The sequence below is a fragment of the Streptomyces sp. NPDC031100 genome (assembly GCF_055570785.1).
Map to the genome: position 1 here is coordinate 34,200 of NZ_JBVIGN010000020.1, position 22,920 is coordinate 57,119.

The 22,920-nt window shown below is 73.0% G+C and carries 24 protein-coding genes; 16 read left to right on the forward strand and 8 right to left on the reverse strand.

What is annotated here, in order from left to right:
• Positions 1-80: 80 nt before the first annotated feature.
• The 15 genes from ACZ5DS_RS39185 (at position 81) to ACZ5DS_RS39255 (ending at position 15,198) form a co-directional block, all read left to right on the forward strand.
• A complete protein-coding gene (locus tag ACZ5DS_RS39185) occupies positions 81-1,640 on the forward strand; it encodes a phage tail sheath family protein (RefSeq protein ID WP_468248404.1) in 1,560 nt (519 codons plus the stop codon).
• Positions 1,641-1,675: 35 nt separating this feature from the next.
• Entirely contained in the window at positions 1,676-2,116 is a 441-nt protein-coding gene (locus ACZ5DS_RS39190; protein WP_468248407.1) for a phage tail protein, read from the forward strand.
• On the forward strand, positions 2,113-2,610 hold the full coding sequence (locus ACZ5DS_RS39195; RefSeq protein WP_468248409.1) for a hypothetical protein: 498 nt from the start codon (positions 2,113-2,115) through the stop codon (positions 2,608-2,610). The genes ACZ5DS_RS39190 and ACZ5DS_RS39195 overlap by 4 nt, the downstream gene beginning before the upstream one ends.
• Entirely contained in the window at positions 2,607-2,765 is a 159-nt protein-coding gene (locus ACZ5DS_RS39200) for a DUF6760 family protein (protein ID WP_167444188.1), read from the forward strand. The genes ACZ5DS_RS39195 and ACZ5DS_RS39200 overlap by 4 nt, the downstream gene beginning before the upstream one ends.
• Positions 2,766-3,978: 1,213 nt before the next feature.
• Positions 3,979-6,108, forward strand: coding sequence for a hypothetical protein (locus tag ACZ5DS_RS39205; protein ID WP_468248411.1), 2,130 nt, complete (start codon positions 3,979-3,981; stop codon positions 6,106-6,108).
• A 33-nt stretch (positions 6,109-6,141) separates the two neighbouring features.
• Positions 6,142-6,567 (forward strand): phage tail protein, encoded by a 426-nt coding sequence (locus tag ACZ5DS_RS39210; RefSeq protein ID WP_468248414.1) that lies wholly within the window; start codon positions 6,142-6,144, stop codon positions 6,565-6,567.
• 57 nt (positions 6,568-6,624) lie between these two features.
• Positions 6,625-7,347, forward strand: a complete 723-nt coding sequence (locus ACZ5DS_RS39215) for a CIS tube protein (RefSeq protein ID WP_468248417.1) — start codon at positions 6,625-6,627, stop codon at positions 7,345-7,347.
• Complete coding sequence (locus ACZ5DS_RS39220) at positions 7,344-9,191, forward strand: VgrG-related protein (RefSeq protein WP_468248419.1); 1,848 nt, start codon at positions 7,344-7,346, stop codon at positions 9,189-9,191. The genes ACZ5DS_RS39215 and ACZ5DS_RS39220 overlap by 4 nt, the downstream gene beginning before the upstream one ends.
• 33 nt (positions 9,192-9,224) lie before the next feature.
• The gene (locus ACZ5DS_RS39225) at positions 9,225-9,542 is read left to right on the forward strand and encodes a PAAR domain-containing protein (protein ID WP_468248422.1); all 318 of its coding nucleotides are present in this window, start codon (positions 9,225-9,227) and stop codon (positions 9,540-9,542) included.
• Positions 9,542-9,964, forward strand: a complete 423-nt coding sequence (locus ACZ5DS_RS39230) for a GPW/gp25 family protein (protein ID WP_468248424.1) — start codon at positions 9,542-9,544, stop codon at positions 9,962-9,964. Before ACZ5DS_RS39225 ends, ACZ5DS_RS39230 begins: the two co-directional genes overlap by 1 nt.
• A complete protein-coding gene (locus ACZ5DS_RS39235; RefSeq protein WP_468248426.1) occupies positions 9,964-11,925 on the forward strand; it encodes a putative baseplate assembly protein in 1,962 nt (653 codons plus the stop codon). Before ACZ5DS_RS39230 ends, ACZ5DS_RS39235 begins: the two co-directional genes overlap by 1 nt.
• A complete protein-coding gene (locus ACZ5DS_RS39240; RefSeq protein ID WP_468248429.1) occupies positions 11,922-12,485 on the forward strand; it encodes a phage tail protein in 564 nt (187 codons plus the stop codon). The genes ACZ5DS_RS39235 and ACZ5DS_RS39240 overlap by 4 nt, the downstream gene beginning before the upstream one ends.
• Positions 12,486-13,125: 640 nt before the next feature.
• The gene (locus tag ACZ5DS_RS39245; protein ID WP_468248430.1) at positions 13,126-13,896 is read left to right on the forward strand and encodes an NADase-type glycan-binding domain-containing protein; all 771 of its coding nucleotides are present in this window, start codon (positions 13,126-13,128) and stop codon (positions 13,894-13,896) included.
• Positions 13,897-13,958: 62 nt separating this feature from the next.
• On the forward strand, positions 13,959-14,849 hold the full coding sequence (locus ACZ5DS_RS39250) for an NAD(P)-dependent oxidoreductase (RefSeq protein ID WP_468248431.1): 891 nt from the start codon (positions 13,959-13,961) through the stop codon (positions 14,847-14,849).
• Positions 14,850-14,922: 73 nt separating this feature from the next.
• A complete protein-coding gene (locus ACZ5DS_RS39255) occupies positions 14,923-15,198 on the forward strand; it encodes a DUF1876 domain-containing protein (RefSeq protein WP_468248434.1) in 276 nt (91 codons plus the stop codon).
• 31 nt (positions 15,199-15,229) lie between these two features.
• Here ACZ5DS_RS39255 and ACZ5DS_RS39260 read toward each other — a convergent pair whose 3' ends face one another.
• From ACZ5DS_RS39260 to ACZ5DS_RS39290, 7 genes are all read right to left on the reverse strand, one after another.
• Entirely contained in the window at positions 15,230-16,390 is a 1,161-nt protein-coding gene (locus ACZ5DS_RS39260) for a serine hydrolase domain-containing protein (RefSeq protein ID WP_468248582.1), read from the reverse strand.
• Between the two features lie 87 nt (positions 16,391-16,477).
• Entirely contained in the window at positions 16,478-17,032 is a 555-nt protein-coding gene (locus ACZ5DS_RS39265) for a hypothetical protein (RefSeq protein ID WP_468248436.1), read from the reverse strand.
• Positions 17,033-17,108: 76 nt separating this feature from the next.
• Positions 17,109-17,579 (reverse strand): organic hydroperoxide resistance protein, encoded by a 471-nt coding sequence (locus tag ACZ5DS_RS39270; RefSeq protein ID WP_468248437.1) that lies wholly within the window; start codon positions 17,577-17,579, stop codon positions 17,109-17,111.
• Between the two features lie 107 nt (positions 17,580-17,686).
• Positions 17,687-18,151 carry a MarR family winged helix-turn-helix transcriptional regulator gene (locus tag ACZ5DS_RS39275; protein WP_468248439.1) on the reverse strand — a complete coding sequence of 155 codons (465 nt, stop codon included), beginning with the start codon at positions 18,149-18,151 and terminating at the stop codon, positions 17,687-17,689.
• Positions 18,148-18,909 (reverse strand): energy-coupling factor ABC transporter ATP-binding protein, encoded by a 762-nt coding sequence (locus tag ACZ5DS_RS39280; RefSeq protein ID WP_468248442.1) that lies wholly within the window; start codon positions 18,907-18,909, stop codon positions 18,148-18,150. Before ACZ5DS_RS39280 ends, ACZ5DS_RS39275 begins: the two co-directional genes overlap by 4 nt.
• The gene (gene cbiQ / locus ACZ5DS_RS39285; protein ID WP_468248444.1) at positions 18,897-19,658 is read right to left on the reverse strand and encodes a cobalt ECF transporter T component CbiQ; all 762 of its coding nucleotides are present in this window, start codon (positions 19,656-19,658) and stop codon (positions 18,897-18,899) included. The genes ACZ5DS_RS39280 and cbiQ overlap by 13 nt, the downstream gene beginning before the upstream one ends.
• A gap of 1 nt (position 19,659) precedes the next feature.
• On the reverse strand, positions 19,660-20,706 hold the full coding sequence (locus ACZ5DS_RS39290; protein ID WP_468248446.1) for an energy-coupling factor ABC transporter permease: 1,047 nt from the start codon (positions 20,704-20,706) through the stop codon (positions 19,660-19,662).
• A 147-nt stretch (positions 20,707-20,853) separates the two neighbouring features.
• On the opposite strand from ACZ5DS_RS39290, the gene ACZ5DS_RS39295 reads away from it, so the two are divergent.
• Positions 20,854-21,198, forward strand: a complete 345-nt coding sequence (locus tag ACZ5DS_RS39295) for an SsgA family sporulation/cell division regulator (RefSeq protein ID WP_468248449.1) — start codon at positions 20,854-20,856, stop codon at positions 21,196-21,198.
• A gap of 36 nt (positions 21,199-21,234) precedes the next feature.
• Here the strand turns inward: ACZ5DS_RS39295 and ACZ5DS_RS39300 are convergent, their stop codons facing one another.
• Complete coding sequence (locus ACZ5DS_RS39300; RefSeq protein WP_468248451.1) at positions 21,235-22,899, reverse strand: penicillin-binding transpeptidase domain-containing protein; 1,665 nt, start codon at positions 22,897-22,899, stop codon at positions 21,235-21,237.
• Between the last annotated feature and the right edge of the window lie 21 nt (positions 22,900-22,920).

Sequence of the window (22,920 nt, forward strand, 5' to 3'; positions counted from 1 at the left end):
TCCCTGTCGTCCCGTGCAGCTGCCACGCAGACTCGCCCTGGACACAGGTGACTGACCCGTAAGGACGCGAAGGAGCGAGCATGCCGACGTACCTCACCCCGGGCGTGTACGTGGAGGAGGTGCAGTCCGGTGCCCGGCCGATCGAAGGGGTCGGTACCGCCGTCGCCGCGTTCGTGGGCTTCGCCGAGAACGGCCCGTTCCACGCGCCGACGCTGGTCACCAGCTGGGACCAGTACACCCAGCTGTTCGGTGGCTTCACCGAGGGCGCCTACCTGCCCCACGCGGTCTACGGCTACTTCGCCAACGGCGGCGGCGCCGCGTACATCGTGCGGATCGGCGGATCCGCCGAGGGCGCCTCCGCGCCGGCGGCCCAGGACGCCAAGCGGCAGGAGCCCAAGGCCGTGGAGCCGGCGGAGCTCGGCGGATTCCTGGTCACGGCCAAGCCCGGCGCCTCCGGGGTGTCGGTGGAGGTCGCCGACGCGGACGGCGAGAACCCGCCGGAGGACCGCTTCAAGATCCTGGTCCGACAGGGCGACCAGGTGGCGGAGACGTACGAGGCCTCCGCCCGCAAGAACGTCAAGGGCTACCTGGTCACCCAGGCCCGCGCCTCCAAACTGATCGAGGTCACCGAACAGCGCGGTGCCACCCAGAGCAGGCCCGCCAACCAGACCGTGGCGCTGGCCGACGCCCCGGCCGCGCCGGTCGCTTCCGGCTCCGGCGCGGTGTCCCGCCTCGACCCGGCCGAGTACGTCGGTGACGCCGGGGCCCGCACCGGGTTCGGCGGCCTGGAGACCATCGACGAGATCACCATGGTCGCGGTGCCGGACCTGATGAGCGCCTACCAGCGCGGTGACATCGACGCCGAGGGCGTGCGCACCGTGCAGCTCGCCGTGATCTCGCACTGCGAGCAGATGGGCGACCGGGTCGCGGTCCTGGACGCCCCGCCCGGGCTCTCCGCCCAGCAGGTGCGCACCTGGCGCAACGACGAGGCGGGCTACGACTCCCGGTACGCCACCCTCTACTACCCGTGGGTGCGGGTCTTCGACCCGGCCGCCGGACGCAACACCGTCGTCCCGCCGAGCGGTCACGTCGCCGGTGTGTGGGCGCGCAGCGACGCCGAGCGCGGCGTGCACAAGGCGCCCGCCAACGAGGTGATCCGCGGCGCGGTCGACCTGGAACTCCGGCTCAGCAAGGGCGAGCAGGACCTGCTGAACCCGATCGGGGTGAACTGCATCCGGGCCTTCCCCGGCCGGGGCATCCGGATCTGGGGCGCCCGCACCCTCTCCTCCGACCCGGCCTGGCGCTACCTGAACGTGCGCCGTCTCTTCAACTACCTGGAGGAGTCGATCCTCCTGGGCACCCAGTGGGTCGTCTTCGAGCCGAACGACGACCGGCTGTGGTCGAGCATCCGGCGCAACGTCACGGCGTTCCTCAGCGAGGAGTGGCGCCGGGGCGCCCTGTTCGGCCGCACCGCCGAAGAGGCCTTCTACGTGAAGTGCGACCGCGACAACAACCCGCAGGAGTCCATCGACCAGGGCCGGGTCGTCTGCGAGATCGGCGTCTCGCCGGTCAAGCCCGCCGAGTTCGTGGTCTTCCGGCTGGCCCAGTTCTCCGACAGCACCAGCCTCATCGACGAGTGACCCGCGGGTCTGCAAGGAAAGGTTGACGGACAGTCATGGCAACGGGCGATGCTCTTTCCACCCATGTCTTCGGCGTGCAGCTCGGCGGCTACCTGGTCGAGTCGATCCAGGAGATCAGCGGGTTCACCGTCGAGGAGGATGTCGTCGAGGTCAAGCAGGTGACCTCGGAGGGCAAGCAGATCATCCGCAAGCAGCCGGGCGCCCGGCAAGCCGGCGAGATCACGATCACCCGGGGACTCGACCAGAGCAGCGAGTTCACCAAGTGGATCAAGGAGACCCTGAACAACGGGGCCGTGAACTCCGCGCGGCAGAACCTCACCATCGAGATCAAGGACACCGAGGGCAACACGGTCCGCCGTATCCAGCTGATGCAGGGCTGGGCCTCCAAGTGGGAAGGCCCGTCCCTGAAGGCGGGCGACTCGTCCCCGGCCACCGAGACCGTCACGATCGTGTTCGAGGAGATCGTCGTCGAATGAGGCGTCGCACGGTGACGGCGGGCAACCTGGAGGAGATACTCCAGGTCACGGCACCCGCCGCGGCGCCGGAGCAGGCGGCGGCCGCCCCGGCCGCCCCCGCCCCGGCGCCCCACGGGGATCACGGTCTGCGCACCGAGTTCGAGTTCGAGCTGCCGCGCGGATACGTCGACGAGGCGGGCACGGTGCATCGCCATGGCGCGATGCGCCTGGCCACGGCCCGGGACGAGCTGCGGCCCCAGATCGATCTGCGGGTCAAGGAGAACCCGGCGTACCTGAGCGTCGTGCTGCTGAGCCAGGTGATCACCCGGCTCGGCACCATCACCGACGTACACGCCGGGATCGTGGAACGGATGTACGCCACCGACGTCGCCTTCCTCCAGGACTTCTACCGCCGCGTCAACAGTGAGGGCCACACCCGTGCGGCCGTGACCTGCCCGCACTGCGACGGCGGCTTCGAGGTCGACCTCTCGGGTGGGCGCCTGGGGGAATCGTGACGTACGCCCTTCCCCGGCTCCGGGAGGAGATCGCGTACATCGCCTATCACTTCCACTGGCAACGCGAGGAGATCCTCGACCTGACCCATGGCGAGCGCCGCCAGTGGGTGGCCGAGATCGCCCGCATCAACACCCGCATGAACGAAGGCGGTTGAGTACATGGCATGGCGGGACAGGCTGCTGCGCCGCCGGGCCGCCGGACGACCGGACACGGCGGAGCGTCCGCGGCGCACGGGGCGCACCGGCGCCCCGGCGGCAGGTCCGTCCGGCGAGGGCCCGGACGGGAGCACGCCCGGCGGCTCGGGTTCCGCCGCGCCGGTTCCCTCCGTGCCGCACGACTGGGACGGCGGCTGGCGCCGTACCGCCGCGCCCGAACTGACCCTCTCCCGCGCTCCGCTCGGCGTCAGCGACGGCCTCACCTTCCGCGCGGGCCTCGCCGCCTGGCAGAACCCGTCGTTCGACAACGGCCTGGGGCACGCCCTGCAGCCCACGGCCCCGACCGGCCTCGTAGGGGGCGTCACGCGCCCGGCCACCCCGCAGCCCACCCACACCGGCGGGGGGCCGCTGCTGCTTCGCGCACTGCGCCCGGAGGGGGCGGAGGGGCGGCAGGCCGACGGAACCCCGGATGCAAGGACCTCGGACGGCACGGCGCGGACGCCGGACGGCCGGACACCGCAGGTCCGGCGTCGGGCGAGTCCGGGGGCACGGCCGTCAGGTCCTGCGCCAGCCGGTTCGGGGTCGGCCGGATCGGCCGGATCGGAGTCGGCCGGTCCGTCCGGCCTGTTGGCCTCCACACCTGCTGTACGGGCCACCTCTGGCGGGTCCGGCGGTACGGGAGCGGCGGAAGCGGGCTCAAGGCCCGAGCCCGTGGGGGCGCGTCCCGGCGGTGACAGCGACAACAGCACTGCGGGGAAGGGGCATTCGAGCGGTGCTCCGCGGACCCGTGGCCTCACGTCCGGGGATTCCCCGGCCGTGCTCTCCTCGTCGCCTTCCCCTGTCCAACGGGCCGCGGCGCCTGGCACGGTCCCGCTCGTGACCCCCGCCGACACCGGCCGCCCGCCGGTTGCTCGGGAGATTCCGCTGGTACGACGTGTGTCGGTGCTCCCGGGCGCGGCCGCCGACGGGGGCGTGGCACGGTCCGCCTCCGACGGGTCCGCCTCGGAGACCCGCGCCGACGGGACCAAGCCGGACTCCGGGAGCGCGTCCCGTTCGTCAGCAGGTTCAGCAGTCCCTACGCCTTCCGGCCCCGCCGTCCGAGGCGGTGCGACGGGGGCGACAGGGGCACAGTCCGCCCGGGGAGGCGGACAGCCGTCAGCGCCCCGCGCCTCGGGCGCCGAGGCGTTCGACCTTGCCGTCCGGCTTCGGCCGGTGGGGCCTCGGCTGACCGTCGCCCGGCGCCCGGCCGGACCCGTGCGCCGCATCCCCGCCCTGCGGCCCGCCGCCCCGTCGGCGACCGCGGGCAGCGCCGTCCCCGGCACACCCGGTCCCGCCTCCGCCGAAACGGCACAGGCCGGTGCGGGGGTGCCCTCGACCGCACCCGTACAGCGCGCCGCCACCCGCACGGCGAGCCGCGCACCCCTCGGTGCCCCGCTGAGCGAGCTTCCCGCCACAGCAGCACCGCCGCCGCAGGCCGCCCCCGCCCCGCAGCCCCCGCCCGGCGCCGGATCCGTGTCCGGTCGGGCGCTTCCCGTCGTCCAGCGCCGTCCCGACGGCACAGCGGAAGGCGCAGCCGGCGCCTCGCGCCCGGTCGGCAGCGGCGCGAGCGGGACGAATCACGGCGCCCCGCGCCCGGTCGGCAGCGGAGGGAAAGGGACGGGCCACGGCGCCCCGGACGGCCCCGCCGAGCCGCGCCGGACTCCGGGTCTGGGCCGGAGCGGCGCACGTGCGCGCGGTGGTCTGGGCGCGCCGCTGCCCGCGTTGCCGCCGAGTGCCGACCTGGCCGGTTCAGCGGCGTCCGGCGTCCGCGCCGCTCGCACCGCGCCCGGCGCGGACGTCCAGCGCGTCACGGCCCGGCAGGACCGGGATGCCGGATCCGCTCCGGCACCGTCCCCTGCGGATCCCGACCGGGCGCCCGCCGACGCCGCGCCCCGCGAGCGGGGGGAGCGCGGAACGGACGCGCCGCTGCTGGGGGCCGTCGAAGTCCAGCGCAGCCTCGCGGACCGGCCCACCACCGGGGGCACCACGGCGCCCGGTCCCACGGGCCAGGGAAGCGGGCCGGCCACACCGCTGGTGACGGCCTCCCCGGCCGCGGTGCCGAAAGGCACAGCCGGTACGCAAGGCTCGGCGGGTACACAAGGCTCGGCAGGCCAGGCAGGCAATGCGCCACGCCCGGGCGTGACCTCCGGCGCGCCGGGCGCGGGCGGGCAACGGCCCCAGGACCCCGGCATCCCGGGCCCGGTCGTCGTGGCCCGTTCCCTGGCCGACGGCACCGAAGGCAGCCGGACCCCTGCCGCCGGCCCGGCGCCCGTAACGGCGGCACCCCGTCCCCTCGGCACCGAAGGCGGTCAGAGCCCCCTCGGCACCGCAAGTGCCCGGGCCCCCGGCGCGGCCGACCCGCGCGTGCTCACCGCGACCCGCTCCGGAGCGGACTCCGCACCGGCGGCACCCCGCACCCTCCAGTTGCTCCACGCGCGCCCGCTGACCCTCAACACCCGGGCCCCGGAAGGCGTGGCACAGCCCGCCGCCGCGCCCTCCGCCACCCGTCCCGTGGTGCCGATGCGCCGGCCGGGTGAACCGGCCGGCTCCCAGGGCCAGGGCGACACCGGGAGGTCCGCACGCCCGGCGGCCGCACCGGCGACGTCCCACGTGCAGCGGGCCGCGACCCCGAATCCCGGACCGGCGGCCCCGGCGACACCGCAGGTCCAACGGGCCGTGAACGCGCATCCCGGACCCGACAACTCGGGCGTACGGACGGCTGGTTCCTCCGTCGCCGTCCAGCGCGTCCCGGTCGTCCGGCCTGCGTCGCCTCACCCCGAGACCCCCGGGACGCGCGGCCCGGCCGCCGCCGCACCGGCACGGTCCCTCCCGGTGACCGCCCCACAGACCCCGCCGCTCGCGGACCGCCCGTCGGCCCCGTCGGCGTCGGCACCCGCGGCCGACGTACCCGTGGTCCGGCTCCGCACCGCGGCGCCGGGTGGCCGGACCGGCGGCGCGGCGGCCCCGGTCCAGCGCATGCCCTACAGCGCGGACGATTCCGTACTCCCGGGGGACCTGGCCAAGGAGCGGCCGTCGAGCGGTCGGCGGCAGCCGGCCTCCGCCGCCGGTGACCTCGCCGAACCGGCCACGTCGGATCCGGTGCGCGGCCGGTCGCGGTCAGCCTCCGCGACCTCCGCCACCGGCAAGCGCACCGCCCACCGGGCCGCCGAGAACCCGCAACACCCCGGCATCGACCTGGACGACCTGGCGCGCCGCCTGCTGGACCCGATGGCCAGGCTGCTGCGCACCGAGCTGAGGCGCGGCCGGGAACGCACAGGCCGCCCCTACGACGGACGCCGCTGAGGGCACGGAACGGATCGGACGGATGACGGACGAATGACGGACAACATCTTCGCGACGAGCGTGTTCTTCCGGCTCGCGATCGGCGGCAACGACCTGGGCGCCTTCCACACCTGCTCCGGCATGGGCGCCGAGGTGGAGATCGAGACCTATGCCGAGGGCGGCAACAACGGCTTCACCCATAACCTGCCCGGCCGCGTGACCTGGTCGAACATCACGCTCACCCGGCCGGTGACCGCTGACACGGCGAAGATCGCCCGCTGGCTCGACGAGACGCTGAAGCGGGTGGAGCCCAAGGACGGCGAGATCGTGGCGCTGAAGCCGGACCTGACCCGGATCATCAGCTGGCAGGTGTTCGGGATCGTCCCGGTGCGCTGGCAGGGCCCGTCATTCGACCCCAGCAGCTCGCAGGCGGCGGTGGAGACGCTGGAGATCGCCCACGAGGGGCTGAGCCCTTCCTGACCCACCCTCATGAACCGTCCGCCGCCCATGTGATCGTCCCGGAAAGGAAGTCCCGGCATGTTCAAAGCGTCCCGCACCAGTCGGGCCAGGGCCCAGCTGACCCTGAAGGAGCCCCCTGCCTCCGTCGGCGCGAAGCCCGGCGGGACGCTCGCGCGGATCAACCTCCAGTTCAATCCCTCCTCTTTGGAGCTGCGCAAGACCACCGAGTGGCGGCGCTCCCCGTCGCGGATGGCCGAGGAGTCGGCGCTGCCCGAGTTCGTCGGCAGCGGGCCGCGCGAGCTGAGCCTCGAGGTGTTCCTGGACGCCACCGCCAAACACGACAACTCCGTGGAGCAGGCGGTCGAGAAGTTGATGAAGGCCTGCGTGCCGACCAAGGCCAGCCTGGGCCGCAAGAAGCCGGCCAGCCCGTGGGTGCGGTTCGAGTGGGGCACCGCGCGGACGACCTCGTTCGACGGGGTGCTCTCCAGCCTGTCCGTGACGTACACGCTGTTCGACGTGGACGGCAAGCCGCTACGGGCCACCTGCCGGCTGTCGATCGAGGAGGCGAGCGTCGGCCCGGCGGGACAGAACCCCACGTCCGGCGCGCGCACCGCCCGCAGCACGCACACCGTCGTGGCGGGCGACAGCCTGGCCCTGCTGGCCTGGCGGGAGTACGGCGACGCGACGGCCTGGCGGGTCATCGCGGAGGCCAACGGCATAGACGACCCGATGGCGCTCGTACCCGGCACCGAACTGGTGGTGCCGGCCACGAGCGACGCGGGCGCTGAGGAGGAGCAGTGACAGGCGGGGCACGGGACGGCCGGTCGTTCGCGGCGGACCCCATCGTGGAGGCGCCCGGCGAACTTCCGCCGGCCTGGGTCGCCCAGCTGGTGAGCTGCGTGGTCGATGAGAACGTCGGCCTGCCGGACGCGGCGGTGCTCACCTTCCGCGACCCCGACCACGAATTCCTGAAGAAGACCGGCATCACCATCGGCACCCCGCTGAAGGTCTCGGTGATGACCGCGACCGGGCAGGCCCGCGAGCGGCTGTTCAACGGCGAGGTGACCGCCCTGGAGGTGGACCGGGACCGCACGGGCTCGTTCACGGTGGTCCGCGCCTACTCCAAGGCGCACCGCCTGCAGCGGGGCCGGAAGGTGGTGGCGTACCGGAACATGACGGCGTCGGCGATCGTCCGTAAGGTGGCCGCCGGGGCCGGACTTGCCTGCGGCACCGTGCAGGCCGCGCCGGTCACCTACAAGCAGCTCTCCCAGGCGAACGTGTCCGACTGGGACTTCCTGCAGTTCCTGGCCGCCGAGAGCGGCGCGCAGGTGCGCGTCGACGACAAGGGGATGCTGCAGTTCACCAAGCCGCAGAAGGCGTCCGGCGCGCCCGCGCCGTCGACCTCGGCCACGAAGAACCCGATGGTGCTGGAGTACGGCCGCAACCTGCTGGCGCTGCGGGCCTCCCTGTCCGCCGCCGACGGTGCGCAGCAGGTGGAGGTGCGCGGCTGGGACGTCACCACGAAGCGGCCGCTGGTGGCCAGGATGCCGTCGGTGAACAGTGACACGGTGGTGCCGGGCCTGAGCCCGGCGCTCGCCGCCCGGTTCGGCAGAACGTCGAAGCTGACCGTCACCGACACCCCGTACCGCACCCAGGCCGAGACGAAGGCGGTCGCGGACGCGGTGGCCGATCAGGTCAGCGCGGGCTTCGGGGAGCTGGAGGTGGAGGCCGAGGGCAACCCGCTGCTGCGGGCCGGCAAGCCCGTGACGCTCGGCAACGTCGGACAGGCGTTCTCCGGCAAGTACACGGCGACGGCGGTGCAGCACGTCCTCGAACCGCACGGCGGATACCGGACCACGGTGTGGGTCAGCGCCAGCCCCGACCGCTCCCTGACCGGTCTGGTGACCGGCGCCAACGCGCCCTCCCGCGGCCCGCGCATGCCGGGCCTGGCGATCGGCGTGGTGACGGACGTACGCGAGCCCGGCGGTGCCCAGAACGGTGCGGTGAAGCTGAAGTTCCCCTGGCTGGACGACACGTACACCACCGACTGGGTGCGCACCGTGCAGTGGGGCGGCAAGGGCGGCGGAGGCGTGGTGAGCCCCGAGGTCAACGACGAGGTCCTGGTCGGCTTCGAACAGGGCCTGCTGGACAGCCCGTACGTCATCGGCGGTCTCTACAACGGCGTCGACAAGCCGTCGCCGCACAAGGTCCCGCTGATCGACAAGACCACCGGGAAGGTCAACCGCCGCTCCATCGTGTCGCGTTCGGGGCACCGGCTGGAGCTCCTGGACGCGAGGACACCGGGTCTGTCCGGGCTCAGGCTCGCATCCGCCGACGAGCGCCTCGAAATAAAGGTCGACCAACGGAAGGGCAAGATCGAGCTGACGGTGTACGCCAGGAAGGGCAGCAGCCCGCTCAGCTCCGTCGTGCTCGACAAGAAGGGCATCACCCTGGACGCGGGGCGGGGGAACGTGAGCGTCTCGGGCCGGAACGTGGACATCAACGGCAGGGTCGGGGTGAAGATCGGCGGCCGCAACGTCAACATCGACGGCGGCCAGAACGTGAACATCAAGGGCCGCTCGGGCGTCACCGTCGACGGCGGTCTGCTCGGCGTCCTCAAGGCCAGACTCATCAAGATCAACTGATCCCTGTCCCCTACCTGCCACAAGGAGCGCCGCATGCCGGCCGCAGCCCGTACCGGTGACCAGACCAGCCACGGCGGCACGGTCGGCACCCCGCCGCCCGTCGCCGCCAGGGCCGTGGCGACCGTGTTGATCGGCGGCAAGCCCGCCGCCGTCGTGGGCAGCCTGGTCGTCTGTCCGATCCCGCCGCACGCGGCCCTGGGACCCGCCAACGTGATCAAGCCCGACCCGAGCTCGCTCACCAAGAGCCAGGTCCTCATCGGCGGGGTGCCGGCCGCACGGCAGCGGGACGAGTCCACGTGCGGTGCGAAGATCGTGGTGGGCGCCATGAACGTCCTGATCGGGGGCGTGTGATGAGCGAGCGGTTCATCGGCCGCGGCTGGGGGTTCCCGCTGCGGGTCGGGCCGACCGGCGGGATCGCCATGGTCGAACGGGAGCGGGAGATCGAGGAGGCGATCCGCCTGGTGCTCGGCACCGCGCCCGGCGAGCGCCCCATGCGCCCCGAGTTCGGCTGCGGCATCCACGACTACGTCTTCGCCCCCGGCGACGGCGCCACCGCCGGACGTATCGGACAGCAGGTGCGTGAGGCTCTCGAGCGGTGGGAGCCGCGGATCGCGGTGGACGACGTGGTCGTCGCCTTCGACGCCATCGAGGACGGCACCCTCTACATCGACGTGCACTACACCCTGCGTTCCACCAACGACCGGCGCAACCTGGTCTTTCCCTTCTACACGATCCCCTCCGAGGAGGGGGCCGAGGAATTGGTCGCGGACTGATGGCCCTGCCCTCCCCCAACCTGGACGACCGACGGTTCCAGCAGCTCGTCGACGAGGCGAAGCGGTATGTGCAGCAACGCACGCCGGAGTGGACCGACCACAACGTCTCCGACCCGGGCGTCACCCTGATCGAGACGTTCGCCTACATGGTGGACCAGCTGCTGTACCGGCTGAACCGGGTCCCGGACAAGAACTACACCGCGTTCCTGGACCTGTTGGGCATCGGCCTGTTCCCGCCCGCCGCCGCCGGGGCCGACGTCGACTTCTGGCTGTCGGCACCGCAGCCCGACACCGTCGCACTGCCCGCGAGCACCGAGGTGACCACCGCGAGCGGCGAGAGCGACGACGCCGTGGTGTTCGCGACCACGGACGAACTGCGCATCATTCCCAGCGAGTTGATCCGCCTGGTGACCGCGCCCCGCACCGGCGAGCAGGCCGACCGCACCGGCATGCTCGCCGAAGGCCACGACATCCCCTGCTTCCAGGCGGCACCGGAGCCGGGCGACGCGCTGCTGTTCGGCCTGCCGACGGCGGTGCCGCGGTGCATCGTCGCGGTGCGCCTGGACAGCCGCGTCGAGGGCGTCGGCGTGGACCCGCGCCAGCCCCCGCTCGTGTGGGAGGCGTGGGACGGCGGCGGCTGGCAGCTGTGCGAGACCAGCACGGACACCACCGGCGGTCTGAACCGGCCGGGCGAGGTCATCGTCCACGTACCGGCCGTGCACGCCGCGTCGGTGATCGGCGGGACCCGGGCCGGCTGGCTGCGCTGCCGGGTCACGGAGGCGGAACCGGGCCAGCCGTTCTACTCGGAGTCCCCGACGGTGCGCGAGGCGGAGGTGTTCACCGTCGGCGGCACCATGTCCGTCGAGCACGCCGAGACCGTCACCGACGTGCCGCTCGGCACCTCGGAGGGCGTCGCGGGACAGACGTTCCGGCTCGGCCGCCCGCCGGTCCTCCTCGACGGCGAGCCCCCGGTGGTGGAGGTCTCCTCGGCCGATGGCTGGCAACGCTGGGACATCGTGGACCACTTCGGCCGGTCCGGCCCCGCCGACCGGCACGTCCGCGTGGACGCCACCACCGGCGAGTTCAGCTTCCCCCCGGTGCTGCGCGAGCCGGACGGCACGCTGCGGCAGTGCGGCGCCGTACCGCCCAAGGGCGCCGAGATACGGGTGGCCCGCTACCGCACCGGCGGCGGCCCAGCGGGCAATGTCGCCCGCGGCGCGATCTCCGTGCTGCTCAGCTCCGTTCCGTACATCGCGCAGGTCACCAACCGGGAGGCCGCACGGGGCGGCGTCGCGGGCGAGACGGTGGAGAACGCCAAGCTGCGGGCGCCGGAAGTGCTGCGGATGCAGGAGCGCGCGGTGACCGCCGAGGACTACGAGATCATCAGCCGCCAGGCGGCGCCCTCGGTACGCCGGGTCCGCTGTCTGCCCGCCGCGGACGGTCCGGGCGCGGTACGGGTCCTGGTGGTGCCGGACGCGGTGGCCGACGAGGGCGACGACCGTCTCCGCTTCGAGCAGCTGATCCCCTCCGACCAGGTGCTCGAGGCCATCACCGCGCGCCTCGACGAACGACGCCTGATCGGCACCCGCCTCGTGGTGGAGCCGCCGGTGTACCAGGGCGTCACCGTGGTGGCCCGGCTCGCGACGGCACCCGGCGACACCGACCGGGTCCGCGACGCCGCCCTCGACGCCCTGTTCCGCCACGTCAACCCTCTCAACGGCGGCCCGGACGGCACCGGATGGCCGTTCGGCCGGCCCGTCCAGTACGGCGAGATCTTCGGCATCCTCCAACGCGCCACCGGCAACGCGCTGGTGGAGGAGATCCGGCTGTTCCCCGCCGACCCGATCACCGGCCGGCGCGGAGCCCCGTCGGACCGCATCGACGTGGCCCCGGGCGCGCTGGTCTTCTCCTACCAGCACCAGGTGGTCGTCACGGCCGTCGATCCGGAGGCGCGGGGATGAGCCGCGCCGCCGTGCCCGGCCTGCCGAGCAGGTACCCGATCGGCGAGCAGCTGCCCGCCCTGTACGCCGACGACGAGTTCGCGCAGCGCTTCACCGCCGGTCTCGACACCGTCCTCGCCCCGGTGTTCGCGACCCTCGACAACCTGCCCGCCTACCTCGACCCCCGGCTGACGCCGACCGACTTCCTGGCCTGGCTGGCGTCGTGGGTGGGCGCCGCCGACGACCCCGAGTGGCCCGTGGAACTGCGCCGCGAGGCGGTCGTCCGCGCGGTCGAGCTGCATCGGTGGCGCGGCACCAGGCGCGGGCTGGTAGAGGCCCTGCACCTCGCGCTCGGGGTGCACGCCGAGGTGACCGGCGACGGCGGGGCGACGTGGTCGAGCACCGCCGGTGCCGAGCTGCCGCCCGAGCCGGCCGCCGAGATCCTGGTCCGGGTGCGGCCGGCCCGTGAGGCGCGAGTGGACGTGGACAGGGTCCGCGAGATCGCCCGGGCCATGTGTCCGGTGCACACGGCTTTCCGGGTGGAGGTCCTGCCCGCCCCGCCCGCCGACGAAGGGAGATGACGTCATGCGCGCGTGTCCCGCGTGCGGGGCGTCCAACGACCCCACGGACGACTTCTGCGGCAACTGCGGCGCGTACCTGGGCTGGTCCGACTCCACACCGGCCCCGAGCAGGCCCTCGCCCACAACGCCGGACCCGCCGGTCCCGAGCACACCCCGGGCGTCGGAGCCGTCGGCCTCGTCCCCGGAGCCCCCGCCCGCTCCCGCCCCCACCCCGGCGCCCGCCTCACGTCCGGCGGACGAGATGGCGTCTGCCCCGCGCGGCCGCACTTCGTCGTTGAGCGGCCGGCTGACCGGCCGTGGCCGCGGCGAGGGGAGGGGGCCGCGCGTCACGGACGCCGGGGGCCCACGCCCCGGCGCCGACCCCGGCCGGCCCGGGACGACCCCTCCGCCCCGGGCCGCAGCAGACGAACCGGCCGCAGCAGCCCCAGGACCCACCGCCGCCACGAGGATCGAACCGGCAGCCGCCGATGGCGAGGACGCACCACAGGGGCCACCCGCACCCGACGGCGCATTCCGCACAGGTGGTGCGGGTGGGAACAACCCGGCCGAAGGCGAAGCCGAGGCCGCCGTACCCCCCACCCCACCTGCTTCGACGACCATCCCGCCCCGCACGCCGCAGGCTCCGGCACCGGACCCCATCGTGCCCGTACGCCCCGCGAAGCCGGTGGCCCCCCGCCCCGTCGTACGACCCGTGGCGGTGCCGGACGTAGAGGCGGGGCGTCCGTGCCCCGCGTGCGGGACGCTCAACCAGCCGGGACGCCGGTTCTGCCGACGCTGCGCGGCTGAGCTGACGCCCGCCGAGCGGCCCGCACCGCTGCCGTGGTGGCGGACGGTGTGGCCGTTCCGCCGCCGGACGCGGGCGCGCTCGGGCCGGGCGTTCCGGTTCTTCGTGATCCTGGCCGTGCTGCTGGCTCTGTGCGCGGGCGGCTTCCTGCTGCTGCCGGCCGGCCGCGCCCTGTTCGAGGACACCCGGGACAAACTGGGCAAGGCCAAGCCCGTGACCCCGGCCGACGTCAAGGCGAGCGCAGAGGTGCGCGGGCATCCGGCGACCGACACCACGGACGGGCTGAGCAACCGCTACTGGGGCGCGCCCGGGCCGGGCGCCTCGGTGACCTACACCTTCCGCAAGCCGTTCCGGCTCGTCGACCTGATCATCACCAACGGCGCGTCCGCGTCTCCGCAGGAGTACGCCCGCCAGGCACGTGCGCTCCAGCTGGACGTGGAGGTGACGACCCAAGACGGCGAGAAGCACCACAAACAGGTCACCCTCAGCGACAAACCGGGCCCACAGACGATCCCCACCGGGATCAGCGACGCGAGGACGGTACGGCTGGTGCTCCGCTCGCCCGTCGGTCTGACCCCGGGCCGTCACCTGGCCTTGGCGGAGGTGGAGTTCTTCCAACGAAGCTGACGACGTCCGTACGAAGATGACCAAGGAGCAGGAGGACAGGAACCGTAGGACAGGGAGCCCCAATGACCGACAAGCCGACCGTCAGCGTCCTGGGCACCGGCATCATGGGTGCCGCCATGGCCCGCAGCCTCGCCCGCGCCGGGCTCGCGGTCCGGGCCTGGAACCGTACGAGGGAGAAGGCCGAGCCGCTGGCCGCGGACGGGATCCGGGTCACCGGCACGTCGGCCGAGGCCGTCGAGGGCGCCGATGTCGTGCTGACCATGCTGTACGACGGCAACACCGTGCTGGACGTCATGCGCGAGGCCGCCCCGGCGCTGCGTCCGGGCGCGGTGTGGGCCCAGTGCACCACCGCCGGCGTCGAACTGGTCGCCGAGCTGGCCGACTTCGCCCGCGAGCACGGGCTGGTGTTCTACGACGCCCCCGTCCTCGGCACCCGCCAGCCCGCGGAGGCAGGTCAGCTGACCGTGCTGGCCGCCGGTCCGGAGGAGGGCCGGGCGACGGTCACGCCCGTCTTCGACGCGGTCGGCGCCAAGACCGTGTGGACCGGTGAGGACGGGGCCGCGGGCAGCGCGAGCCGGCTGAAGCTGGTCGCCAACAGCTGGGTCCTCGCGGCCACAGCGGCCGCCGGTGAGGTGCTGGCCCTCTCCCAGGCCCTCGGCGTCGACCCGCAGGACTTCTTCGACCTGATCGAGGGCGGGCCGCTCGACATGGGGTACCTGCGGGCCAAGTCCGCTCTGGTGCTGAACGAGCAGCTGACCCCGGCGTCGTTCGCCGTGGCCACCGCGGCGAAGGACGCACGGCTCATCGTCCGGGCGGGCGAGCGGGGCGGCGTCCGGCTCGACGTCGCCGCCGCGACGGCCGAACGGCTCGAACGGGCCGCCGCGCAGGGGCACGCCGACGAGGACATGGTCGCCGCCTACTTCGCCAGCTTCGACGAGAAGCCGGCCGGCTGAGATCCGGCCTCCACGTGACGTTCCGCGCGCGCGGGAGCACCCTGGAACCAGTGGTACTCCGGAGGTGGTCGACATGATGCACACCGCTGTGGGATGGCACGTCGAGCTGGAATTCAAGGAAGACGACACGCACACGCGCGCGGTCGCTCTGGTGCGCTTGCCCGACGGCACCGAGGTCCGGGCGCACGGCTCCGCCAGCCGTCACCGCGTCGACGCGAATCAGCCCCGCGTCGGCGAGGAGATAGCGGGCGCCCGCGCGCTCAACGAACTGGCCATGCAGTTGCTGACCAAGGCTCACGGGGAGATCGACGCGGCGTCCGGCCGGACCTCGCATCCGATCAACGTGTGACGCCAACGGGGGCGTGTTGGCGCGGCGCGCCCTATGCGAGCGCCGTGCGCAGCGCGCGCACCAACGCCTGCGCCCGCGGATCCGCCGTCACGCTCTTCCTGAAGCCGTTGGTGACATAGCCGAAGGCGATGCCCGTCTCCGGGTCGGCGAACGCCAGGGCGCCGCCCCGGCCCGGGTGGCCGAAGGAACCGGGGGAGAGCAGCGGGGACGCGCTGCCGTGCAGCATGTAGCCGTGGCCGAACCGGGTGCCCACCACGAGCACCCGGTCCGGCCCGGCGGACTGCTCCGCGCGGGCCAGCTCCATGGTCTGCGGGGTGAACAGACGCGTGCCGCCGTCCACCTCACCGATGAGCGAGGCGTAGAAGCGCGCCAGGCCGTCGGCGGTGGCGATGCCGTTGGAGGCGGGCAGGGCGGCCGCGCGGTAGCTGGGCGCGTTCTCGTCCGGGAGCGGGGTGATCGCGGCGAAGGCGCGCCGGGTGAGGGAGCCGGGGTCGGCGTAGGCCTCGGTGACCGCCCGCTTGGGGCGAGTCCTGAGCGCGCCGGCTGTGTCGGGCGCCTCCACGGGGCCGACGCGCCCCACGCGCGCGTGCTCCGTTTCGGGCAGGCCGAGCCACAGGTCGGCGCCGACGGGCGCGGCTATCTCGTCGGCGATCCACGCGCCGACCGGCCGCCCGGTGATCCGCCGGATCAGCTCGCCGGTGAGCCAGCTGAAGGTCTGTGCGTGGTAGCCGTGGTCCGTGCCCGGCTCCCATACCGGCGCCTGCGCGGCGACGGCCGCCGCGCCGAGGTCGGGGTCGGCCGCCTCCTCGGGGGTCAGCGGGCGGTCCAGGACGGGCACGCCGGCGCGGTGCGCGAGCAGGTGCCGGACGAGCGTGTGCTCCTTGCCGGCCGCCTTGTACTCGGGCCAGTACGCGCCGACCGGGGCGTCCAGGTCCAGTTCGCCGCGCTGGTGCAGCAGCAGGAGTACGGCGGCGGCGACGCCCTTCGTCGCGGAGCGCACGATCTGCGCGGTACCGGGCTCCCAGGGGGCCGTACCGTCCACGTCCCTGGTGCCGCCCCACAGGTCGACGACCTTCCTGCCGTCCCGGTACACGGCGACGGCCGCGCCGTGCTCCCCGAGCAGCGCGAAGTTCGCTGCGAACGCCTCCCTGACCGGCTCGAAGCCGTCGGCCACCGTGCCGTTCACGTCCACATCCACGCCCGGTCCCTCCACTCGCCCTCGACCATGAGTGAAACACGGGTGTGTGGCCTTGGATTCCTCGGCAGATGGTGATGTCCGCTACGGTCTGGCGTCCTCGGGCCCGTCCTCGTACCCGGCCGGGACCGTGTCCTGCGGCTCGCGCGCCGACCGGACGAGCTCCTCGATCCCGGACGGGTTCCGTTCGTACCGGTAGACACGAGACCCGTCGAGAGTGCGCAGCTCCAGCTCCTCGCGCCAGACCCGGTACTCGAACTTGTCCCCCTCGTCCGCCCAGTATCCGTGCGTCTCGGTGGTCAGTTCGGCCCAGGTGTAGGCGCGGTAGGTCCAGAACTTCCGGAGCACGACGCCCCGGCGGAAGCGGTAGAGCGCCCCCCGGTACCAGCCGATACGGAAGCCGAGGACGACCGGCAGCAGTCCGGCCAGCGCGTACAGGCCGCCCGTGACGGTGCGTTCGTCCCAGTACCCCATGCACAGGCGTATGAGCACGACGAGCGGCATGACCAACCAGAACGGGCTGGTGACCTGCAGGAAAAGCAGCACCAGCTCCGGGGTGGTGCGTTCGCACTCGACGTACGTGCCCAGCTTCCGCTCCCGCGCGCGTGCGGTCACCCTGCGCGGCATCAACCAGTGCACGGCGGCCCCCCTGCCCCGCCCACACGGGCGACACCGGCGTTGTACCCGGGTCGGGGTGCGCTCACCCGGGCGCGGCTCAGCCCAGCAGAATCGTCACGTCGATGTTCCCGCGCGTCGCGTTCGAGTACGGGCACACCTCGTGGGCGGCGTCCACCAGCTTCGCCGCGATGTCCGGGTCCAGGACCGGCAGGGAGACGCTGAGGGCGACCGCGAGGCCGTAGCCGCGGTACTTGTTCGGGCCGAGGCCGACCTTCGCCGCCACCGTGGAACCGGTCAGGTCGTAGCCCGCGCGGTTGCCGACCAGGATGAGCGCGTTGTGGAAGCAGGAGCTGTAGCCGGCCGCGAACAGCTGCTCCGGGTTGGTGCCGTTGCCGGCGCCGCCCAGCTCCGGCGGCATCGCGACCTTCAGCTCGATCTGGCCGTCCTGACTGGTGACATAGCCGTCCCGGCCGCCGTGGGCGGTGGCCTCGGCGACGTACATGATCTTCGTCGGACGGGTGTCGAGAGCTGCGTCGACAGCGGAGTCGACTGCGGTGGTGTCGGTCATGGCCGGCCTCCCCCGGGACAAGTGGCGCACAAGTACATCGTGCACAAGGTACTGGCCGGTAGGTCAGCAGGAGTCGCCAGGGGGTGGCAACCGCAGGTAACCCGAGATCAGCGTCGGCCGGCCGCCGTGCCGGCGCGCTCGGTGAGCCTCCACAACTCCTCGCGCAACCGCGCGACCTCCTGCGCGCCGAGCCCCGTGGCCGTGAGCAGTGCGCCGGGCACGCGCGCCGCGCGCTCCTTGAGCTGCTCCCCGCGCCCGGTGCACGCGACGAGCACCGAGCGTTCGTCGTCCGCCGCGCGCTCCCTGCTCACCAGACCCGCCCCCTCCAGCCGCTTCAGCAGCGGCGAGACGGTGCCGTAGTCCAGGCGCAGGGCGCCCGCCAGCTCCTTCACGCTGGTCTCACCGCGCTCCCAGAGGACCAGCAGCACGAGGTACTGCGGGTAGGTGAGTCCCAGATCGTCGAGGAGCGGGCGGTACGCGGCGGTCACGGCGCGCTGCGCGGCGTACAGCGCGAAGCACAGCTGGTCGTCCAGCAGCAGTGAGCCCTCGACGGCGGGGTCCTCGTTCGTCACGCGCCCATTGTCACGGACTTCGGGTCGAAGCCGAACGGCAGCTCCAGACGGTGCGCCCGCATCAGGGCGTCGTCGGAGAGCAGCTCGCCGGTCGGGCCGTCCGCCGCGATCACGCCGTCGCTGAGGATCAGCGAGCGCCGGCACAGCTCCAGGGCGTACGGCAGGTCGTGCGTGACCATGAGGACCGTGACGTCCAGGGAGCGCAGGATGTCGGCGAGTTCGCGCCGGGAGGCCGGGTCCAGGTTGGAGGACGGCTCGTCCAGGACCAGGATCTCCGGCTCCATCGCGAGGACGGTCGCGACGGCGACCCGGCGGCGCTGACCGAAGGACAGGTGGTGCGGCGGCCGGTCGGCGAAGTCCTGCATGCCGACCCGCTCCAGCGCGGTGCGCACCCGCTCCTCCAGCGCGGCCCCCTTGATCCCGGCGGCGGCCGGTCCGAACGCCACGTCCTCCCGCACGGTCGGCATGAACAGCTGGTCGTCCGGGTCCTGGAAGACGATGCCGACCTTCTGCCGGACGGCGGCCATGTGCTGCCTGCCGACGGGCAGCCCGGCCACGGTCACCGTGCCGGTGCCACCGCCCAGGATGCCGTTCAGGTGCAGGACGAGGGTCGTCTTGCCGGCGCCGTTCGGGCCGAGCAGCGCGACCCGCTCGCCGCGCGCGATCGAGAAGTCCACGCCGAACAGGGCCTGGTGGCCGTCGGGGTAGGCGAAGGCGAGGCCGGAGACCTCCAGCGAAGCAGTACTCACAGGACCCATCCCAGCAGACAGACGACGAGGGCGGCGCAGGGGAGCGCGAGGGCGTGACGCCACTCGGCCCGGGACGCGGTCACCTCGTCGATGACCGGCATAGAACCGGCGTACCCCCGGCTCACCATGGCCAGGTGCACGCGCTCCCCGCGCTCGTAGGAGCGGATGAACAGCGCACCGGCGGACTTGGCGAGCACGCCCCAGTGCCGTACGCCCCGCGCCTCGAAGCCGCGCGACTCGCGGGCGATCCGCATCCGGCGCATCTCGTCGGTGATGACGTCGCCGTAGCGGATCATGAACGAGGCGATCTGCACGAGCAGCGGCGGCAGCTTCAACCGCTGCAGCCCGAGCAGCAGTTCGCGCAGCTCGGTGGTGGCGGCCAGGAGCACGGAGGCGGCGACGCCGAGCGTGCCCTTGGCGAGCACGTTCCAGGCGCCCCAGAGTCCGCCCACGCTCAGCGAGAGCCCGAGCACGTGCACCCGCTCGCCCTCCGCCACGAACGGCATGAGGACCGCGAACGCCACGAACGGCACCTCGATCAGCAGCCGTTTGAGCAGGAAACCGGCGGGCACGCGCGCGTGGTACGCGACGTACCCGAGCAGGACGGCGTACGCCGCGAACGCCCACGGCGCCTCGCGCGGGGTCGACACCACGACCACGACGAAGGCGAACGCGGCCGCGAGCTTGGTGTGCGGCGGCAGGGTGTGCACGGGAGAGTGTCCGTGCCGGTAGAGGCGGTGCGCGTGTCCGGCTCCCATCTCACAGACCCGTGTTCACGGGGGAGACGTCCGCGCTGCGCCGCCTGCGCACCGCCCAGAACACCGCGCTGCCGGCGACGGCCGTGACGCCCACACCGATCACGCCGGCGAGGCCGCCGGACAGCCGGGCGTCGGAGACGTCCTTGACACCGTAGTCGGCGAGCGGGGAGTCGGCCGCCGCGTGCTTCTCGGTCTTCTTGTCGATGCCCTGGTCGTGCGCGACCTTCTCCAGGCCGTCCGGGTCGGCGGAGGCGTAGAAGCTCACGAACCCGGCGAGCACCAGCGAGGTGACCAGTCCGGTGATCCACAGCGTGCGCCGGGAGGTGCGCGCCGCGACGGGCGCCGTGGGGGAGGGGGGAGCGTCCACCAGCACGCCGTCCACGCGCAGCTTCAGGCGCTGCCGGAGACCGCGCGCGCCGTGCACCAGGTCCGGGCGCACGGCGATGACCGCGCTCACCGTGAGCGCGGTGATCACGGCCTCGCCGATGCCGATCAGCACATGGACGCCGATCATCGCGGTCGCCACCTTGCCGAGGGCGACGTCCGTGGTGCCGCCGACCGCGTAGACGAGCGTGAAGACGACGGCGGCGGCCGGCACGGAGACCAGCGCGGCGACGAAGGAGGCGACGGTGACCGAACGCCGCTTGCGGGGCAGTACGGCGAGCAGCCCGCGGAAGACGGCGTACGACACGACCGTGGTGACGATCGCCATGTCCGTGATGTTCACGCCGAGCGCGGTCAGCCCGCCGTCCGCGAACAGCACGCCCTGCATGAGCAGCACGACCGACACGCACAACACGCCTGTGTACGGGCCGACGAGGATCGCGGCGAGCGCACCGCCCAGCAGATGGCCGCTCGTGCCGGCCGCGACGGGGAAGTTGAGCATCTGTACGGCGAAGATGAACGCCGCCGCCAGGCCGGCCAGCGGGGCCGCACGTTCGTCGAGCTCGCGGCGGGCGCCGCGCAGGCTCACCGCGAGGGCGCCGGCGGCGACCACTGCGGTGACCGCGGAGGTGGGGGCGTCGATGAATCCGTCAGGTACGTGCACCGGACGATTTTAGAGGCTTGTTGCAACCCTTTTGCAAGAGAGACCGGGTCTCGCTCTCGATAGGGCGCAAACCGGAAAATATGCGACATTGGATGGAAGCGGTTGCGCGGCTTCCGCATAGGTCACTGAGCGTGAGAGGGCGATCCGATGTCTGTAGTCGAGCAGTACGCGCGCGCCCACATCGTCACGGACGAGGAGGACCCGGGGGCCGTACCGGTGGTTCTGCGGTACGACCCCGACACCGATCCGCGCTCGGTCCGGGTCGGCCTGCCGCTGCCCGGACCGCACGAGTGGACCTTCGCACGCTCCCTGCTCGAACGGGGACTGCGCGCGCCGGCCGAGAGCGGTGACGTACGGGTGTGGCCGTGCGGACGCGTCCAGGCCGTGGTCGAGTTCCACTCCGCGCACGGCGTGGAAGTGGTGCAGTTCGAGTCGAAGACGCTGCTCAGGTTCCTGCGCCGGACGCATGCGGCCGAGCCCGTGCACAGCTGACGCATCCCGGACCCCTCGGCTTCCCGAGGGGACCGCTCAGCTCCCCAGCTTCAGCAGTGTCGCGACGATCGGCCCGGCCGTGTCACCGCCGTGGCCGCCCGCCTGCACCACGCCCGCCGCGGCGAGATCGCCCTTGTACGCCGTGAACCAGCCGTTCGGCTTCTTCTGCCCGTCGACCTCCGCCGAGCCCGTCTTCGCGCCGTAGTCCGAGCCCAGGCCCGCCATCGCCTTGGCTGCCGTGCCGTAGGTCGCCGTGTACTGCATGACGTCCTTCAGCTCGGCCTGCGTCTTCGACGACATGGTGCGCGAGGCCTTCGCGAGCGTGCGGTGGTCCACCGTGGGGGACACCAGGTACGGCTGGTGGAAGACGCCGGTCCGCACCGTCGCCGCCACCGATGCCATGTTCAGCGGGTTCATGCGTACCCCGCCCTGCCCGATCAGCGAGGCGCCCATCTGTGCGCCGCTCTGCACCGGGACGGCGCCGTCGAACGTGGGGACGCCGATGGACCAGTTGTTCAGGCCGAGGCCGTAGACCTGCTGGGCCTCCTGCGTCAGGTCGCTGTTGGACAGCTTCGGCGCGAAGTTGATGAAGGCGTTGTTGCAGGAGGCCCCGAAGCTCTGCTTGAACGTGCCCTTCTTGATCTCGGAGTCGGCGTCGTTGTGGAACGTCCAGCCGGCGAGCTTGTACGTCTTGGGGCAGGGGTGCGACGCGTCCGGGGTGACGAGCCCCTTCTCGAACAGCATCGTCGACGTCACGATCTTCATCGTGGAGCCGGGCGCCAGGGAGCCCTGGAAGGCGACGTTGAAGCCGTGGGAGGTGTTCGCGACGGCCAGGATCTCGCCGGTCGACGGGCGCATCACGACCACCGACGCGCGCGCCTGCTTGGCCACCTGCTGCTCGGCGGCCGCCTGCAGCGTGGGGCTCAGCGTCGTCTTCACCGTGCCCGGAGTGCCCTTGCTCAGCTCCACGAGCGTCTTGTCGGACAGCTTCGCCGTCTTCGACGCCTTGCCGCGCACCACGCGCAGCTCCACGCCCGCCTTGCCGCCCGCCTCCTTGCCGTACTTCTCCCGCAGCCCGTCCAGAACCGTGCCCAGTGACGGGTACTTGGCGGCCGTCAGCTCCGCGCCGTCCCGGTCCAGCGCCTTGATCGGCGGCGTGCCGGACTCGCCGGTGACGAGCGTGTCGCCGTCCTTCAGGTCCGGCTGGACCACGGAGGCGTGCCAGTCGACCAGCGGCTTGCCGTCGCTCGCCCGCCGCACGACGGTGAGCGAACTGCCGTACGCGAGCGGCTTGCTGAGGCCCTGGTACGACACCGTCGCCTTCACGGAGAACGGCACCTTGGCGCCGGTGCCCCTGCCCGCGGTGACCGTGACGTCCTTCACATGGGCGTCCTTGGAGTAGCCGGTGAGCAGGGTGGTGGCGCCGGCCGAGTCGTCGGTGGCGGCCGCCGCCTCGCCGACCCGGCCCTGCTGCCAGGCGGTGAGGAAGCGCGTCGAGGCGGTGCGGACCTCGGCTGCGGTGAGCGGGCCTGTCTTGACGGCCCGGTGCCCGGACGTGGCCGTCCGGTCCTCGGCCGCCGCACCGCCGTCGTACAGCGCGTAGACGCCGAACCCGGCGCCGACGACGACCACGGCGATCATCCCGCCGAGCACGGCGGGTCTGGTCTTCCGTCGCTCGGCGACGCGCCTTCTCTTGCCCACAGCCTCAGTTCCTCCGCACCT